The organism is Paenisporosarcina sp. OV554, assembly GCF_003058165.1.
In the GTDB taxonomy this organism is placed as follows: domain Bacteria; phylum Bacillota; class Bacilli; order Bacillales_A; family Planococcaceae; genus Paenisporosarcina.
The window spans coordinates 34,098-50,879 of sequence record NZ_QBUC01000005.1 but is presented as its reverse complement, the minus strand read 5'-3'; the positions used below and the strand labels follow the sequence as shown (position 1 = coordinate 50,879).

Below are 16,782 nucleotides of genomic sequence, written 5' to 3'. Positions count from 1 at the left end.
TTTTGTGACCCATTTTCAAAAAATAGTTCTTTAGTAGGATAATTTTTTTCGTGTTACCAATACAATAAAGAATGATGGAATCGTACATAAGGTCATACCTAAAAATGCAAGTCCTGGACTGATCTCATATAAATAACCGCCTATAAAGGTTAAAATGGCTGTGCTTAGACCCATTGCTAGGGAGGCGTACATTCCTTGCGCTGTTGGGATTTCATTTTGCGATAATCGCTTAGAAATAAATTGAATAAATGCGTAATGGGCTACTCCGAATGAAACAGCATGAAGCAACTGTGAAAAAATGAAAACCCAAACAGTTGGAAATAGGAAAATCAATATCCATCGCAATGTGGACCCTCCAGCTGCTATTAAGTACATGGTCGATATTTTAGTTTTGATAAAGAAAAAATCTGCTCGAGCAAAAAATAAAATTTCTAAAAGAACAGCAACAATTAAGACCACTCCGATATAAAAACTATTGACGCCAAGATCCTGTAAATAAATGAATCCATAATTATAATAAGATGCATGAGCACCTTGTAACAATATGGAGAGGACTAACACCGTAACAAAAGGTTTAGACGAGATTAATCTCTTGACTTCTGATTTTTTATTCTTCACTTCACGAATTTCAGGTTTTATAGTTAGAGAAGGGGGAGCGGGGCGGGTATGGAGATACCACATAGAGGCAAGCCCTATCAACATTACCCACAAAATCGCTTGTTCATTCCATACAGCAGTGGCTGCGCCTATTAACAAAAGTCCCACCGTATAGCCAATTGATCCGAATGAACGACTTTTCCCGTAATGAATACGCTCAGTCTGAATTAAGACAGATGCACTACTCTCCATAGCAGGAAGTAAATTCGGATAAACTAAACTAAACACGACGGTGATTATTAGTAATGGAATAAATGTGTCTACAAAAATATATATCGACATGATCATTAACGACATAAAGGCTGCCCATACCATCACTCTGCGAAGTGAGAGTAATTTAGTAGCAAATGGGAAAAAAACGAATGTCGAGACTGCACGTGCTACCATTCCTGAACCCATTATTATACTCGCATGAAATACAGATAGATCTTTTTCAGTAGTTAGCCATCCCGTCCAGTAAGGCAGGAAGACACCCCAAGTGAAAAAGAAAGCTGCAAAGTTAATAGATAACCATTTTTGAGAATTTATCATAAATGAAACCTCAAATCTATTTTAAATGTCTAATATATTATAGCGAAAAAATAATGACGCATGTCATTTTTAAAGAATTTAATGGTAAACTTAATGTACGAAATATGAAAGAAGGCTTCTCATGAAATCTAGTAAATTACGTTTTACTCCGAATAAAAAAAAGAAGTGGCCAATTGTGGTTACAGTAATCATAGGGAGTATTCTCATAATTGTGCCAGTGATTTGGATAGGGTTACACAATTGGAATCTCGATAAAAGTATAGCTGCACTAAATTTAGAGCAACAAGCAGATGAACCGAGCCAAATAATACCTGAAACACCTGTTGAGCCACCTGAAGAGCCAAAAGAAAGTCCAAAGCCACCAGTAGAAAAACCATCAAATAACAGGTATGATCCCAATCAAAAATATCCTGAAGTCCCTACCGTTAAAAATGGTTTTATTGTAGCGAATAAACAATTTCCACTCCCTGTTGATTATAATAACGGCGAAGATCCACTAGCACGTACAGCATTTAATAAAATGGCTGCAGCAGCAAAACTGGATGGGTTTGAGCTTGTCGCATTTAGCACATTTCGCTCATTTGAACGACAAGAAACCTTATATAATCAATATGTGGAAAAAGATGGACAGCAAGCGGCAGATCAATATAGTGCACGTCCTGGCTATTCTGAGCATCAAACAGGTTTATCCTTCGATATTGGAGAGAAAAACTTTGAACAGCACTGGGCCGCAGCATCATTTGGCGAAACTCCTGCTGGTGAGTGGATTTCTCAAAATGCCCATCTCTATGGGTTTATCCTTCGTTATCCATTAGGAAAAGAAGAAGTTACTGGCTATATGCATGAGTCATGGCATTTCCGCTATGTTGGAGTCGAACCTGCAACAGATATGTTTACCCACAAACAAACTCTAGAAGAATATTTGGACCTATAATAAAGAAGGGGATAACGTTCATCCTCTTCTTTTTTCTCTTTAATTAGGCCACTAAAAAAGACACTCCAATCGAGTGTCTTTTAGTATGAAGAGGGTTAGATTTTTAAGTTATCGATTATCAATTGTTTCTGGATACATATCATGATTCATCAGACGATGTGCAGCCATCTCTTCATATTTTGTACCTGGTTTTCCGTAGTTCGTATAAGGATCAATACTAATTCCACCACGTGGTGTGAATTTGCCCCACACCTCAATGTAGCGAGGATCCATAAGTTTAACTAAGTCGTTAAGAATGATATTCATACAATCTTCATGGAAATCCCCATGATTTCTAAAGCTAAATAAGTATAATTTTAGCGATTTACTTTCGACCATTTGAATATCTGGAATATAGCTAATATAAATCGTAGCAAAATCAGGCTGGCTCGTAATCGGACATAAAGAAGTAAACTCCGGACAATTGAATTTTACAAAATAGTCACGATAAGGATGTTTGTTCTCAAATGATTCCAAAACACCTGGATTATATGAAAAATCATATTGAACGTTTTGATTGCCTAGTAAATTAATTCCTTGTAACTCTTCTTTTTGACGCCCGCTCATCGTTAAATCCTCCTTGTTAAACACCGCGTTTATTTCCCCAAATCAATGCATGTAATTGAGGCAGTACTTTCGCATCGTTCATAATCGTAGACTTCATTGAACGGTCAATTAACCATTCAAAGCGTTTTAATAGTGTGGAAACCAATGCTTGATCATCGACTGTTAACACGTCATCGTTGCCAACCTGCAAGAAAAAAGGAACTTCAGGATAACGTGTATGAATCATCTCTGCATAGCCAAAATCTTCTTCATCGAAGATTACTACCTTTAAGCTTACATTGGAGTCTACAAGATTTTGCATAAATAAATCCAGCTTACTGAAATCCGTCTTCATTAAAGAGCTCGGTGGTTTTGGAGAAATAGTGACATCATCAATATCAAGGAGCCAATCTTGCCAAAAAGACCCTTGAGTCTCAATAGCCACTTTCCATCCTTGTTCATGACATTGATTGATGAATTCGCCTAACCCTTTATGGAGAGCCGGGTTACCACCTGAAATTGTGATATGAGAAAAAGCCTCTCCACCAATTTCTTTTAATGTTTCAATGATTTCTTCCGCTTTCATTGCTGTGCTTTTCCCTGTGCCATCCCAAGTGAATTTAGAATCGCACCATGAACATGAATAGTCACAGCCTCCAGTTCGAACAAACATGGTCTTTTGCCCGATAACCATACCCTCACCTTGTATGGTGGGGCCGAATATTTCCATCACAGGTATCTTCATAAGAGTTCCTCAGCTTTTGGACGATAAACAACATAGCTCGTCGGAGTTTCACGAACGACTACTTGTAGGCATCTCGGTTGATGAGGAAGTGTTTTCAATTTATTGTGTATGGTCATCCAAATTTCGTGTGCTACTTGTTCGGTCGTAGGGAATTTTTGTTTAAATTCAGGATGGTCATTCAGAACCGTATGGTCATATCTTTTGTGTACAAGGTTCTTAATCACCTTGAAATCAATTAGAAAACCCATTTCGTCTAACTGATCACCAGCGATGGTAATGTTAATGAAATACGTGTGGCCGTGCATATATTGACAATTCCCTGCATCATCATGTGGAATGAAATGAGCTGCAGACAAATGCATATCTTTATTTAATTCGAATCGGTACGAGTGAGGTGTTTGTGGATAAAATTGTTGAATCACTTCGATTCACTTCCTTGTTTTTGTTCAAGATAAGTGAGTAATCCTTTTTGGCGTAATACACAAGATGGACATGTGCCACAGCCATCACCACGGATTCCTTCATAACAAGTTAATGTGCGTGTACGAACAAATTCCAAAGCCCCTAAATCATCGGCAAGTTTCCAGGTCTGTGCTTTGTCCAACCACATTAATGGAGTTTGGAATTGAAGGGACGTATCCATCGCTAAATTAATAGATACATTTAGTGCTTTGACAAATACATCGCGGCAATCTGGGTATCCACTAAAATCAGTTTCACAAACGCCTGTAATAATATCACGGGCACCAATGGACTGTGCATAAACAGCAGCAAACGATAGGAATAAATGATTTCTTCCTGGAACAAATGTAGATGGCAAGTTACCATCTGTTGCGTCAGTTACAGCAATATCACTTCTCGTTAAAGCATTTGCTGATAGCTGATTGATTAAAGTCATATCCAATACTTTAAATGGAACGTTTAACTCATGCGCTATTTCTTCAGCACATGTTATTTCTTCGATATGGCGTTGACCATAGTCAAAAGTGACTGTAAAGACTTCTTCGTATTTTGTTAAAGCCCATAATAGACAAGTTGTACTGTCCTGGCCGCCACTAAATACGACAACAGCTTTTCCTTTTTTCATTGCTCATTTCTCCTTTTGAAGAATGAGTATTCGACATCTCTATTTAGGTGATTCAGTAACGTTAAAAGTAGTATGCATGGTGTAGCTTAGATACTTGAACTGAATTGGCTATAAAAGCACAAAAAAACTGTATCTACGTGACAGTTTTCACCTTAGTTTTTTATAGAGGGAGTTTACGAACCTCTTCTAATTTTGGTACACCCTAAATAATAGCATATTTCACATCGACTTCATATCACATGCGGCTCTTGGTTGCCTAAACATACGATTCAACCATACAAAAAAAGCATGAAGAGGAACATCATCTTCATGCTTTTACTATTAGAGAATCGGTGATAAAAGTCTTGAAAAAGACTCTTTCATTTTAATTAAACGTGTACGCTCTTCGTATAATTCCCATGTAAGTTCCGTCGATAGCAACATATCCTGCTCAAACAGCTCAGCTAACTGATGTGAAGTTTCTCGATCGTAAATAAAAGCATTTACTTCGAAATTCAATTTAAAACTTCGTACGTCAATATTGGCTGTGCCCACAGTTGAGGCTTCATCATCAACGACAATCATCTTCGTATGCAAGAATCCATTTTCATAGATGTACACTTTGGCTCCTGCTTTAATCAAGTTGCCCACATAAGAATATGTAGCCCAGTATACAAACATATGATCAGGTTTATTTGGAATCATGATTCGCACGTCAATACCTGATAAGCATGCTATTCGCAGGGAATCCATAAAACTCGCATCTGGAATGAAATAGGGAGATTGAATATAAATATACTTTTTAGCCATTGTAATTAACTTTAAGTACCCATTTTTTATTTGTTCCCATTCAGAATCAGGTCCACTTGAAACAATTTGTAAGCCAACAGATCCTTTTAAAGGAATGGCAGGGAAATAACGATCGGAGTATTCAATATCCTGATCTCTCGAAGCTTGGTTCCAGTCCAAAATAAATCGTGTTTGAAGAGGGTGAAGAGCGCTTCCTTCCATGCGTAAATGTGTATCACGCCAGTAGCCGAATTTACGATCTAAACCTAAGTACTCATCGCCTACATTAAATCCACCGATATACCCAACACGGCCATCAATAACCACGATTTTGCGGTGGTTCCTGTAATTTAGTCGGGGATTCACAAGTGGCATAATCGAAGGGAAGAATGCTTCCACTTCGCCTCCCAAGTTTATCAATTCCTTAAAATGTCTTTTTCGAAGACTACGAGAGCCCATATCGTCAAACAGCAACCGGACTTTAACACCTTGTTTTGCTTTTCGAATAAGCACATCATAAATGCGAGAACCAAGCCCATCTAAGCGGAAAATATAATACTGGATATGTATATGATCCTTTGCATGTTCTAAATCGTCTAATAAAGCCGAGAATTTCTTTTCGCCGTCATTAAAAATCGTAAGCGCATTGTCTTGAGTCAACACGGCATGATTGTTGCGTAACTGCATATAAATCATATCTTTAAATGCGTGGGTGTCTTCCAGACGAAATTCAAACGTTCCATCTTCTATAGCATCTATTTGATAATCTATTAAATTATCGATGCCAATTCTACTTCGCCCTTCCCACCGAAATAAATGTCTCTTACGTAACTGTCTTCCTAACATTAAATAAAGTAGGAACCCCATGACGGGAATAAAGAATAAAACCATTAACCAAGCCCACGTAGAAGATGCATCTCTTCGTTCAAGGAAAATTAACACAATGGCTAGAAATATATTAAGTGTAATTATGGCGGTAATCCCGATGCTAATTAAATTAGAAGCCATATAGTCCCTCCTAAATAAACAAATTTGGTCATATTTAAGTATAGCTTAAAGTAACATAAGAAAGAAGGGAGTGAAATTTCTATCGGTTTAGTTTTACTTTCATGAACGGAAAGGTATTAAGGCAAATGTTTTTCTATTAAAATTGGTAGGAGGAGTCACGGTAGACACTTTATTTATCATCATCAATATAGCGGTGTTGCTACTTTTAATTGGCCTTCTTTTGTACATGGGACGTAAGCATGTGTCATTCTCAAAACGTGTATTTACGGGCCTAGGGTTGGGGATCGTGTATGGCTTAATTTTACACTATGCTTATGGAACAAATGACGAAATAGTAAATGAGTCAGTTCAATGGTTTAACCTAGTTGGGACTGGATATATCAAGTTGCTTCAAATGATTGTTATGCCATTGGTGTTCATTTCAATCTTATCAGCCTTTACAAAGCTTACGATTGGCAAGAATTTTGGAAAAACAGCTGGTCTTATTCTAACTTTACTTATTGGTACAACAGCGATTGCTGCAGTAATCGGGGTCACATCAGCAGTTGTATTCGATTTGGACGCGTCACAAATTGTGAGTGGAGACGCTGAAACAGAGCGTGGTGCTTATATTGAACAGCGTACAACAGAAGTGGCTGATCGAACATTTCCACAACAAATTATTGACTTATTACCAGGAAATCCTTTTCTTGACTTAACTGGAGCTCGCCCGACCTCTACAATTGCAGTCGTCATTTTTGCCGCATTTTTAGGCTTTGGGTATCTTGGAATTGCTCGCAAAGAAGCCGGAAATGCGACCTTAGTGAAAACAGCGGTCGATGCAGCGTATGCCCTTATTATGCGTGTAGTAAAAATCATCTTGAGCTTAACGCCATATGGTATCTTGGCTATCATGACTCGCACTGTAGCAACATCAGACTTTGAGGCGATTTACAATCTAGGTAAATTTGTCATTGCTTCTTATGTTGCACTGATTGTGATGTTTGCTGTTCACTTATTAATCGTTTCACTTTCAGGATTAAATCCATTTACTTATGTGAAAAAATCAGCTGAAGCATTATTATTTGCTTTCTCGTCTCGTTCTAGTGCAGGTACTTTACCACTGACTATCAATGCTCAAACCACTCGTTTAGGTGTTCCAGACGGAATTGCGAACTTCGCAGGTTCATTTGGATTAACAATCGGGCAAAATGGCTGTGCAGGTATATATCCAGCAATGCTTGCAGTCATGATTGCACCAACTGTTGGACAAAACCCTTTAGAACCGATGTTCTTGCTCACGCTGATTGCAGTCGTAGCGATTAGTTCATTCGGAGTAGCTGGGGTTGGCGGTGGAGCAACATTTGCAGCGATACTTGTATTGTCTGCGTTAGACTTACCGGTAGCTTTGGCGGGCTTATTGATTTCCGTTGAGCCATTAATTGACATGGGTCGCACAGCTTTGAACGTTAGTGGAGCAATGGTATCGGGTGTTACTACTGCTCGTGTTACCGGGGAACTGGACAAAGAGATGTATAACGAATCACTCGAAAATCAAACAGTAGAATCATAAAATATTATAAAGACGAGGTTGCCCGAAGGAAGAGTTCTTACCACTCTTGGGTCATCCTCGTTTTTTCTTCTTTAACTCAGAAATTATTGTGTGCCACAACCATAAATGTTGTGGCTTTTTTGATGAAACGCGTATAGAACATTCGAAACCACGCATAGAAGATTAGAATCCTCGCATAGACACGGTAAATCACTCAATTCGCTCATAGGACTCCAAATCACTTTAGTATTCTTCCATTTCCATCTGCCGATTTTTATAGGGGTTTGCTTTAATATGTGAGAAAATAGAACCTAGGATCAATATAATCGTTCTATATTTTAAAACTAGAAGGTGCATGGTATGTATTGGTGTAAAATTGCTCGTGCTGAAAAAGAGTTTGAGGCCATTGCCAAACTAAATTATGATACGTTCGTAGAAGAAATACCGCAACATGAACAGCATCCAAGTGGAAAACGCCAGGATGCATTTCATCATGAAAATACATATTTAATTGTGTTGAAAGATCAAGAACTCGTGGGGATGATTGCACTGCGTGATCAACGGCCATTTTCGCTTGACCACAAAATTGGTTTAGTAGAGAATGCCTTACCTGAGGAAGCATTAACTGGGAAGTTATGTGAAATACGGTTGTTGTCTGTTCGCCGAGAACATCGCAATGGCCGTGTGTTTTTCATGTTGGCTCGTGCATTAGCAGACTATGCGTACGAAAAAGGGTATGGAGCAGCAGTCATATCGGGAACCGTTCGTGAATTAAAATTGTACGGTCAACTTGGATTTAAAGCTTTTGCAGAACCTGTTGGGAGCGAGGAAGCAGCTTTTGTACCGATGTTTTTGACGAAGCAGTATTATGAACAATCTGTTGCAGCTCGTTTTCAACATAAACGGCATACTTTCTATCCAGGTCCGAATGAATTAACAGCAGACCTAAAAAAAGCGTTTCAACGTGCACCTGTTTCGCATCGTTCATATGAATTCACTGAACGCTTCAAACGCGTGCAAAGTGAGTTAACCAATCTGACTGGAGCGTCTCACGTACATTTGCTTTCTGGAAGCGGGACGCTAGCGAACGAGGCAATGATCGCGCAAATTAGTAGGCTTGACTCGAATGGGTTAATCTTAATTAATGGTGCGTTTGGAGAGCGGCTGAAAAACCAAGCTTTAAAGTGGGGCTTAGAGTTTGAAACAGTAGAAGTAGAGTGGGGGCAACCATTCGCCATTTCTGAGTTGGGGCGCGAGATGAGATCAGGCTTGTATGGATGGATTCTACTAGCGCACGGGGAAACGTCAACCGGCATGTTAAATAATGTGGACCACATACTAGAACTTGGAAACGAATTGAATATAAAAGTTTGCATGGATTGTGTAAGCTCCATTGGTACAATTCCTATCAATTTAAAAAAGGTGTATTTAGCAAGTGGTGTCAGTGGAAAAGCGATTGGTACAATGACAGGTATCGCCATGGTTTTTTCAAATCATCTCATCGAAGTTTCTCCATCTATTCCTATGTATCTTGATTTAGGTTGCTATGCCAATGGGGGAATACCATACACGTATTCATCTCAACTGCTAGAAAGTCTAGAAATTGCATTAAAAGCATACGATAACAACGCACGATATAATGTTCTAAATGAACGCTATGAACAGCTTTTACTTGCAGAACAAAATGGAGAGCTTGAATTTTTAACTAAACAAGGTTACCCAATGATTGTCACGTTAAAAGTCCCTACAATAAATAAGCATATGGCGAAAGACGCCAGACTTTCTGGATTTGATTTACATGATCAAAGTGCCTACTTGAAAGAAAGACAATGGGTTCAACTTTCACTTATCCAGCCTGAGTTTGAAGAATCATTTGAAAAATTCCGGTTGTGGTTAAGTAATTACGTGACATACGAAAAGCAGTGATCTCAAATTGAATCACTGCTTTTTTGTAAATCTGTATAGGTTTGAACAATAAACTTCTTATAAGGAGTGTCTGGTAACTCAGTAATCAAATCATGCCCAATCTTGGATTCTTTCATTGCTTTTTCCTGATCTCCGAGTTGAGCATAGCAAAGTGCACGGTATGAGTGGACCTCAAAAGCCATCGATAAATCGTAAGGATGATGCAAATAGGTCGGTATTTCATATTTTGTGAGCATCGGTAAAGCTTCTTTGAATTGGCCTAAACCATATAAAACTTTTCCTTTTTCGAGAAGATAGTGATTATTATTTTTTTCTTTATTGCCTTTACCTGTGTGAATTTCTTTTCCAAGTTCAAGGGAAAGCTCGATATGAACATCTGCTTTATGATAATCATGAGTAAATGAGTTGTGAAAATGTGCTTCCAAAAATTCCGCAATCGCAGTAGAATATTTATTTTCTGCAAACTCTCCATATTGTCGAACCTTCTGTAAATAATACGATCGATCCTCTTCATTCCCGTTAATCATTGCCTGGAAACAAGCCAAACGATACAAATCATCAATTCGGTAAAAAATTCGTTCTCCTTTAGAAAAATTTAAAGCTTCCTTCATTTTTATCTGTGCTTGTTCATAATTTCCGACAGCAGAAAATAACAAAGATTCACAATACAAATATTCAATGGTTGTCATTGCATCAAATGGAGAATCGAAATGAGCATGTTCCTGCAAAATAATAGCCAACGCTTCTTCGTAACGATGGGCTGTGAACTGGATCATACCTCTAAAAAGTGCAAGAGATGCACTTTGATTATATAGATGTAATTGCTCATACATTTCCATTGCACGATTGTAATAAGAATTCCAATCCTCATGTTTTGAATGATAGCCAGACCTACTATATAAATCGAGCAATCTGGCTGACTCATAACTGAGCGTTAATTTATCTGCTATTGGATTGATTAGTTCAACAATTTGTTTATGTTCATCTGTTAACTCAGAAAACACCACTTTATAGAGTTTTTCTGCTTTTTCTAAAACGGTTCTTTTCTCTGTTGGGCTGACATCTTCCATTAATTCAGATGACTCCACACCCAGTTGTTGAGCTATATAAGATAAGCTTTCCATGGAAGGCTGGGCTTTGCCGTTTTCTATTAAACTTAGCATGCCTTTTGTCAGCTTATTGCCAGCTAATGCTTCTAATGTTAGCTTTTGTTCTTTTCGTAGTTGTCTGATTCGTAATCCGAGAGTATCCATATATAACGCTCCATTTCTAATTAGTTTAATTATATTAAACTTGAGCTTGCATGGGAAGTGTTAACATGTTATTATTCGTTTAATTTAATTAAACTTTAATCATTTCAAAACAAAAGGGGTTTTTGTATGGATGAGACCATGAAGTTAAGAAAAGCCACATATCACTTGTGGACGTTCACAATTAGTAAATTGATTTCTACCTTTGGTGTAAGTGTTTTTACGTTTGGGATTAGTTTTTACATTTTATCAATAACAGGATCAGCAACTAGTTTCGCGATTGTTCTAATTTGTAATATTCTCCCTAGAGTTATTATGGCACCATTTGCGGGCTACGCTGCAGATAAGTATTCAAAAAAAACTATTATTATCGTTGCCCAAATATGTAGCGTGGTGGCAGTTGCTGGTTTGTTGGCAGTGAGTTTAACTATAGGTCTTTCTCTTATTGCGATTTATCTAACAGAAATTGTACTTTCGATTACATCACTATTCTCTGGGGTGACGTTCAGCTCTTCTATTGCAAATTTAGTGGATTCAGAACGAATTCAAAAAGCGATGTCGTTTAATCAAATGTCCATATCAATTGCTTCAATAGGTGGTCCCGCAGTAGGTGGGTTATTATTCGGTCTCGTTTCTATAGAAATGTTTCTAATCATTCATATGGTAAGTTACATCATTGCCGTAATTCTTGAGTCAACCATGGATTTTAAATTATTTACGACGAGAATCACCGAAGAGGTAAATGATAAGAAGGAAACGATGCTTCAAAATATGAAAGCGGGTGTCACCTATGTAAAACAACATCGTATTTTAATAGTTATTGTATGGGTAGCTCTTGTCATTAACTTTTTCTTCGGTGCTTTTACTGTTGGCTATGCCTTTATTCTTGTTGATGGGTTAAAAGTTCAATCCGCCCATTTTGGAATTACAGAAGGGGCTCTTGCCGTTGGAATGCTCGTTACTTCCATTTACTTATCTACACGTAAGGAAGTTAAGTTTCCTCTAGTTGTTGTGAAAAGGGGCATATTAATCATGGGAGCCTTGATGGCGTTGGTAACTTTCCCATTACTTATCCAGTTACCTTATATAGGAGTTGTTAGTTTTTATATCGTACTTATGTTTACATTTGGTGTAAGTATGGTTTTCGTTAACACGCCAATTGGTGTGATGATGCAAAAACGCATTGATGAAGAATATCGAGGTCGCGTATTTGGGCTACTTGAAACCATGTCGTTGTCTTTAATGCCCTTAGGAATGGTGTTATTCGGATTCCTCTATGATGTCGTTCCAGCTCAATATGTCCTAATAGGTTCTAGTGTCATTTTATTACTAGCTGTTTTCTACATGCTTCGTCCATCCATTATGAAACAAGCACATCCTGAACTTGAGAACAAAAAAATCATAGAAGAGCCAGTGAAAGTAGTGCCTTCATAAGAAAAGCACTGCTCGGTCATTTCAAATGTTTCAAATGTTATTTGAGAAAAACTGGTTTGATATTGAATAAAAAACTATAGAGTATAATTTAATTGCGGCTAGATCAATTGTACGATGAAAAAGACCGTCGATTTGCAGAGAAAACGAACATTTATTGAGGATAATAGGTTTCCAGTCCGCTTTGGACGCGTTACCTGCTGCAAGATGTTCTAAAGAACAAAGAGAGCTTGGCTTGTGACTGCGTCACTTCGCCTAGCTCTCTTTTTATAGATCATCCTGCGGCGGGTGTGCGTCCTTCGCTCCCTTGCAACCTGAAAGTACAAGATATTTTTGGTTTGGTTAACTAAAGAAATGAAGGACTCTTTAAGTAGATATTCGGCCGAAGATGCAATTTCGGCCTCTTTCTGCTTCAATTATTTTGCTAGATATTATACTGTTGATATTAAATGAATACCATAAGAGTTCATTTGCGCCAAGCAAGCCGCAAGAGCGAGAAGCGTGAGAACAACGCAAATGTACAATAAACAACAATACCATTTAACAGAGCATTAAGAAAAAAATCCAGCCCCTCAAATTAAGAGGGAGCTGGATTTTCATTTTTTAATGATTGATTGGATTTGCGGAACAACAAAATCAAACTAATAGAAGCGAGAGCAACTATTGATGACAGAACATAGATGTTGTCGGGCTGGACGGTGAAAATCCAAGTAAACAGCAGAGGACCAATAATCCGTCCCATATTGTCCATTGAATATGTCATGCCGGCTGCTGTGCCGTACATTCCACCAGATTCTTTAGTCGTTAATGACACCAACACTGTTCGAGCAAGGGCATTACCGGCTGTAAATACGCTCAGTGCAAATCCTGCCCACAGTAAGCTTCCTGTAAATAGCATTAACACCAGTCCGATTGCAGTTACTATTTGGGCAGCTATGATCCATTTTGTTTCTTGACCATTTTTTACGCGACGAACAACTCCGCCTTGGATAACTGCATCTACTAACCCGCTTGCCATAAATAAGTACCCAAGCTGGAGAGGGGTGATGGAGATTTTATTGATTTGGAACAATTGGAATGTCGCTTCTAAGCCAGCAAGTAAAAAAGTAACCATAAATGAAAACATAAACAAATAACGAATACGGTACTGCCAAAGTGTATTTGCACCCTTTGGTAATAATGCACGCTTTCGTGCTTCTTTTCTAGCTTCAGGTTCTTTCAAAATAATGCTCGCATAGACCACTAACAAAAGCGTCAATAAAGCCGAAACAATAAACGGAAGTTGCAAAGTGATACCTCCGAGTATGCCGCCAATTGCTGGACCGAAAATAAATCCGAGTCCGATCGACATGCCGAGCAATCCCATATACTTATTGCGTTCTTCTTCGGTAGTCATATCTGCAACAAATCCTGTTACAGCTGTATACAATGCACCAGAAAAAATGCCACCTACTATTCTCGAAACGTATAACATTGGAAGTACTTCAATAAAACCAGCAAAAATGATAAAGCTCATACTGAACCCTATTAAACCAATGAGGATTAATTTTTTTCTTCCTGTTCGATCAGATAATGCTCCCCACAGTGGAGCTGTAAAGAAGGAAGCTAGTGCATAAATCGTTAATAAACCACCAACGTGAACCTCACTATACCCTTGTTCTAAAATCACTTCGGGCAAAATCGGAATAATAATACCGAAACCTAGATATACAAAGAATTGCACAGACATTAATAACAAAATGGCTTTCTTCATTCTTTAAAGACCCGCTTTCTTAACCAATACATATAGTTCATTTTACTCGGAAATAACTATTCAAACAACAACAAGCATAAAAAAAGAACACACCCCATAGGAAATGACCTAAAGAGTGTGTTTCGAGCATTTCTAGCAAATTTATTCCTTATTTTACGCGCTGTAAACGAAGAGCATTTATCACAACCGATACGGAACTAAACGCCATTGCGGCACCTGCTACCCAAGGGGCTAATAGTCCTGCAGCCGCGATTGGAATGCCAATTGAATTGTAAGCTAAAGCCCAAAACAAGTTCTGTTTAATGTTTCGAACTGTCAAACGACTCATTTTTAATGTGTCAGGAATACGTAATAAATCTCCTTGCATTAATGTAATATCAGCTGCTTCCATGGCTACAGCGGTTCCAGTTCCCATTGCGATTCCGATATCGGCTACGACCAAAGCAGGGGCATCATTTATACCATCACCAACCATGGCGACCTTGCGCCCTTCACTTTGAAGGGTAGTAATTACATCAGCTTTCTTAGTTGGCAATACTCCTGCTACGACGTTATCAATTCCAACTTGTCTTGCAATTGCTTGAGCTGTTGTCTCTTGGTCGCCAGTTAACATGACAACGTGAATGCCCATGTGATGTAACTTGGAAATCGCTTCTTTCGAAGAATCTTTTACTTGATCGGCAATCGCAATAGTTGCCACATGCACCTGATTTACTGCCATATACATGACCGTTTTCCCATCTTTTTCAAACGCAGCAGCAATATCCAATTCACTATCTAACTTGATATTTCGGTCAAATAGGAGTTTACGGGTACCCATGATAACGTCTTTCGAGTCAACCGTACTCTTTATACCGTGCCCGGGGATAGCTTCAAAAGAAGAGCTCTCTTGTAGGAAAAGGTTTAAGTTTTTACCAAAAGAAGTAATGGCATACGCCACTGGATGTTCAGAATTGTTCTCGGCGGAGGCAGCTAAAAGAATCAACGCATTGCTGTCCTGTTCTTTGTGAACTATAAAATCTGTGACAGCTGGTTTTCCTTTTGTAATCGTTCCAGTTTTATCTAAAACAACGGTGTCAATCGATTTCGTGATTTCCATTGATTCGGCCGTTTTAAATAAAATACCAAGCTCAGCTGAACGACCTGATCCAGCCATAATAGATGTTGGTGTAGCAAGCCCGAGTGCACATGGACAGGCAATGACGAGAACGGCAATCGTACTCTCTAAAGCAGCAGCAAAGTTTCCAACGTCTACGATAAAGTACCAAACTAAAAACGTGATCAAAGCAAGACCTACAACAATTGGTACAAAAGTGCCTGAAATACGATCTGCTAGCCTTTGAATTGGAGCTTTCGATCCTTGAGCTTCTTCTACTACACGAATAATAGAAGAAAGGACGGTTTCCTTACCAATCTTTGTTGCAGTGACACGCATGACCCCATTTGTGTTAATTGTTGCTGCGAACACTTCAGAGTCAGGTCCTTTTTCTATCGGCAGACTCTCACCAGTTAACATGGACTCGTCTACTGCCGATGTACCCGAAAGAACGACTCCATCAACAGGTATAGAAGAACCCGGTTTAATGACTAAGATATCGCCTTTTTGGACGGATCCAGCTGCAATCTCGAGTGTCTGACCATCACGTTCGACGAGAGCCATCGTCGGTTGGAGGTTCATTAATTTTTTAATAGCATCTGAAGAGTGACCTTTAGCCCGTGCCTCAAATACTTTCCCTAATAAAATCAATGTAATTAGTACGGCACTTGTTTCAAAATACAAGCCAAGCATATGACTTTCCCCGTGTTGCAAACTCTCCAATACTAAATAAACGCTATAGAAGTAGGCTGCTGATGTACCGAGGGCAACCAAGACGTCCATATTGGCACTTTTATTGCGAAGCGCATAATAGGCTCCTTTATAAAACATCCACCCAATCCAAAATTGAACAGGTGTTGCAAGTGCCCACTGAACATATGGATTCATTAAAATCTCTGGTACATAAATGTTTGTTGTGAATGTAAAATGTCCAACCATCGCCCAAACAAGGGGAAGAGAAAGAATCGCAGAAATCCAAAACAATCGAGTCTTCTTTTGTATATCAACTTTTTTATAATCGATTGCTTCGGCGTTTGCATCATTTTTAAATGTTGCATCGTAACCTAAGTCCTGAATTTTTTTTACAATATCGTGTGGTGTCGTTTGATTTGGATTATAAGAAACTTTGCCAGTTTCGAGTGCTAAATTGATGGTTGCTTGATTGACACCACTTAAACGGATTAAACCTTTTTCAATTCGAGTCGAGCAAGCGGCACAAGTCATCCCTTGAATTCTTAAATCCACTTCTTCATTAAGAATGTCATAACCAAGTGATCTCACTTTATCTTCTAGTTGTTTCGACTGAATGGTTTTTTCATCGTACCGAATTTGCGCTTTTTCATTGGCATAGTTCACAGTGGCAGAAGTTACGCCTTCCATTTTTTGAAGACCTTTTTCAATCCGATTAGCACAAGCGGCACATGTCATACCAGTTATTGAATATTCCTTCTGTGTTTCAGTCATATGGTTCACTCCTATC

13 protein-coding genes and 1 riboswitch are annotated in these 16,782 nt (G+C 38.5%); of the genes, 4 read left to right on the top strand and 9 right to left on the bottom strand.

All coding sequences use genetic code 11. The features are described from left to right. Positions 1–30: 30 nt before the first annotated feature. A complete protein-coding gene (locus C8K15_RS05965) occupies positions 31–1,188 on the bottom strand; it encodes an MFS transporter (protein WP_108585511.1) in 1,158 nt (385 codons plus the stop codon). A gap of 121 nt (positions 1,189–1,309) precedes the next feature. Here C8K15_RS05965 and C8K15_RS05960 point away from each other — a divergent pair, with 121 nt between their 5' ends. After that, positions 1,310–2,122 (top strand): M15 family metallopeptidase, encoded by an 813-nt coding sequence (locus C8K15_RS05960; RefSeq protein WP_108585510.1) that lies wholly within the window; start codon positions 1,310–1,312, stop codon positions 2,120–2,122. Between the two features lie 108 nt (positions 2,123–2,230). Here C8K15_RS05960 and queF read toward each other — a convergent pair whose 3' ends face one another. From queF to cls, 5 genes are all read right to left on the bottom strand, one after another. Beyond that, positions 2,231–2,728, bottom strand: coding sequence for a preQ(1) synthase (gene queF / locus C8K15_RS05955; RefSeq protein ID WP_108585509.1), 498 nt, complete (start codon positions 2,726–2,728; stop codon positions 2,231–2,233). Positions 2,729–2,744: 16 nt separating this feature from the next. Then, positions 2,745–3,452: a 7-carboxy-7-deazaguanine synthase QueE gene (gene queE / locus C8K15_RS05950; RefSeq protein ID WP_108585508.1), complete on the bottom strand. Its 708-nt coding sequence runs from the start codon at positions 3,450–3,452 to the stop codon at positions 2,745–2,747. After that, positions 3,449–3,874 (bottom strand): 6-carboxytetrahydropterin synthase QueD, encoded by a 426-nt coding sequence (gene queD / locus C8K15_RS05945; protein ID WP_108585507.1) that lies wholly within the window; start codon positions 3,872–3,874, stop codon positions 3,449–3,451. Before queD ends, queE begins: the two co-directional genes overlap by 4 nt. Continuing rightward, positions 3,871–4,539: a 7-cyano-7-deazaguanine synthase QueC gene (gene queC, locus C8K15_RS05940; protein WP_108585506.1), complete on the bottom strand. Its 669-nt coding sequence runs from the start codon at positions 4,537–4,539 to the stop codon at positions 3,871–3,873. The genes queD and queC overlap by 4 nt, the downstream gene beginning before the upstream one ends. Positions 4,540–4,685: 146 nt before the next feature. After that, positions 4,686–4,729, bottom strand: a riboswitch (PreQ1 riboswitch). Positions 4,730–4,860: 131 nt separating this feature from the next. Continuing rightward, a complete protein-coding gene (gene cls / locus C8K15_RS05935) occupies positions 4,861–6,315 on the bottom strand; it encodes a cardiolipin synthase (protein WP_108585505.1) in 1,455 nt (484 codons plus the stop codon). Between the two features lie 226 nt (positions 6,316–6,541). Between cls and C8K15_RS05930 the strand changes: the two genes are divergently transcribed. After that, positions 6,542–7,867: an L-cystine transporter gene (locus tag C8K15_RS05930; protein WP_199224073.1), complete on the top strand. Its 1,326-nt coding sequence runs from the start codon at positions 6,542–6,544 to the stop codon at positions 7,865–7,867. A 339-nt stretch (positions 7,868–8,206) separates the two neighbouring features. Continuing rightward, positions 8,207–9,772 carry a GNAT family N-acetyltransferase gene (locus tag C8K15_RS05925; protein WP_108585503.1) on the top strand — a complete coding sequence of 522 codons (1,566 nt, stop codon included), beginning with the start codon at positions 8,207–8,209 and terminating at the stop codon, positions 9,770–9,772. A gap of 2 nt (positions 9,773–9,774) precedes the next feature. Here the strand turns inward: C8K15_RS05925 and C8K15_RS05920 are convergent, their stop codons facing one another. Continuing rightward, positions 9,775–11,025 carry a helix-turn-helix domain-containing protein gene (locus C8K15_RS05920; protein ID WP_108585502.1) on the bottom strand — a complete coding sequence of 417 codons (1,251 nt, stop codon included), beginning with the start codon at positions 11,023–11,025 and terminating at the stop codon, positions 9,775–9,777. A 126-nt stretch (positions 11,026–11,151) separates the two neighbouring features. Here C8K15_RS05920 and C8K15_RS05915 point away from each other — a divergent pair, with 126 nt between their 5' ends. Then, positions 11,152–12,456 (top strand): MFS transporter, encoded by a 1,305-nt coding sequence (locus C8K15_RS05915; protein WP_108585501.1) that lies wholly within the window; start codon positions 11,152–11,154, stop codon positions 12,454–12,456. 574 nt (positions 12,457–13,030) lie between these two features. Here C8K15_RS05915 and C8K15_RS05910 read toward each other — a convergent pair. Together C8K15_RS05910 and C8K15_RS05905 are read right to left on the bottom strand one after the other, a co-directional pair. After that, positions 13,031–14,206 carry an MFS transporter gene (locus tag C8K15_RS05910; RefSeq protein WP_108585500.1) on the bottom strand — a complete coding sequence of 392 codons (1,176 nt, stop codon included), beginning with the start codon at positions 14,204–14,206 and terminating at the stop codon, positions 13,031–13,033. A 148-nt stretch (positions 14,207–14,354) separates the two neighbouring features. Further along, the gene (locus tag C8K15_RS05905; protein ID WP_108585499.1) at positions 14,355–16,766 is read right to left on the bottom strand and encodes a heavy metal translocating P-type ATPase; all 2,412 of its coding nucleotides are present in this window, start codon (positions 16,764–16,766) and stop codon (positions 14,355–14,357) included. Positions 16,767–16,782: the final 16 nt, after the last annotated feature.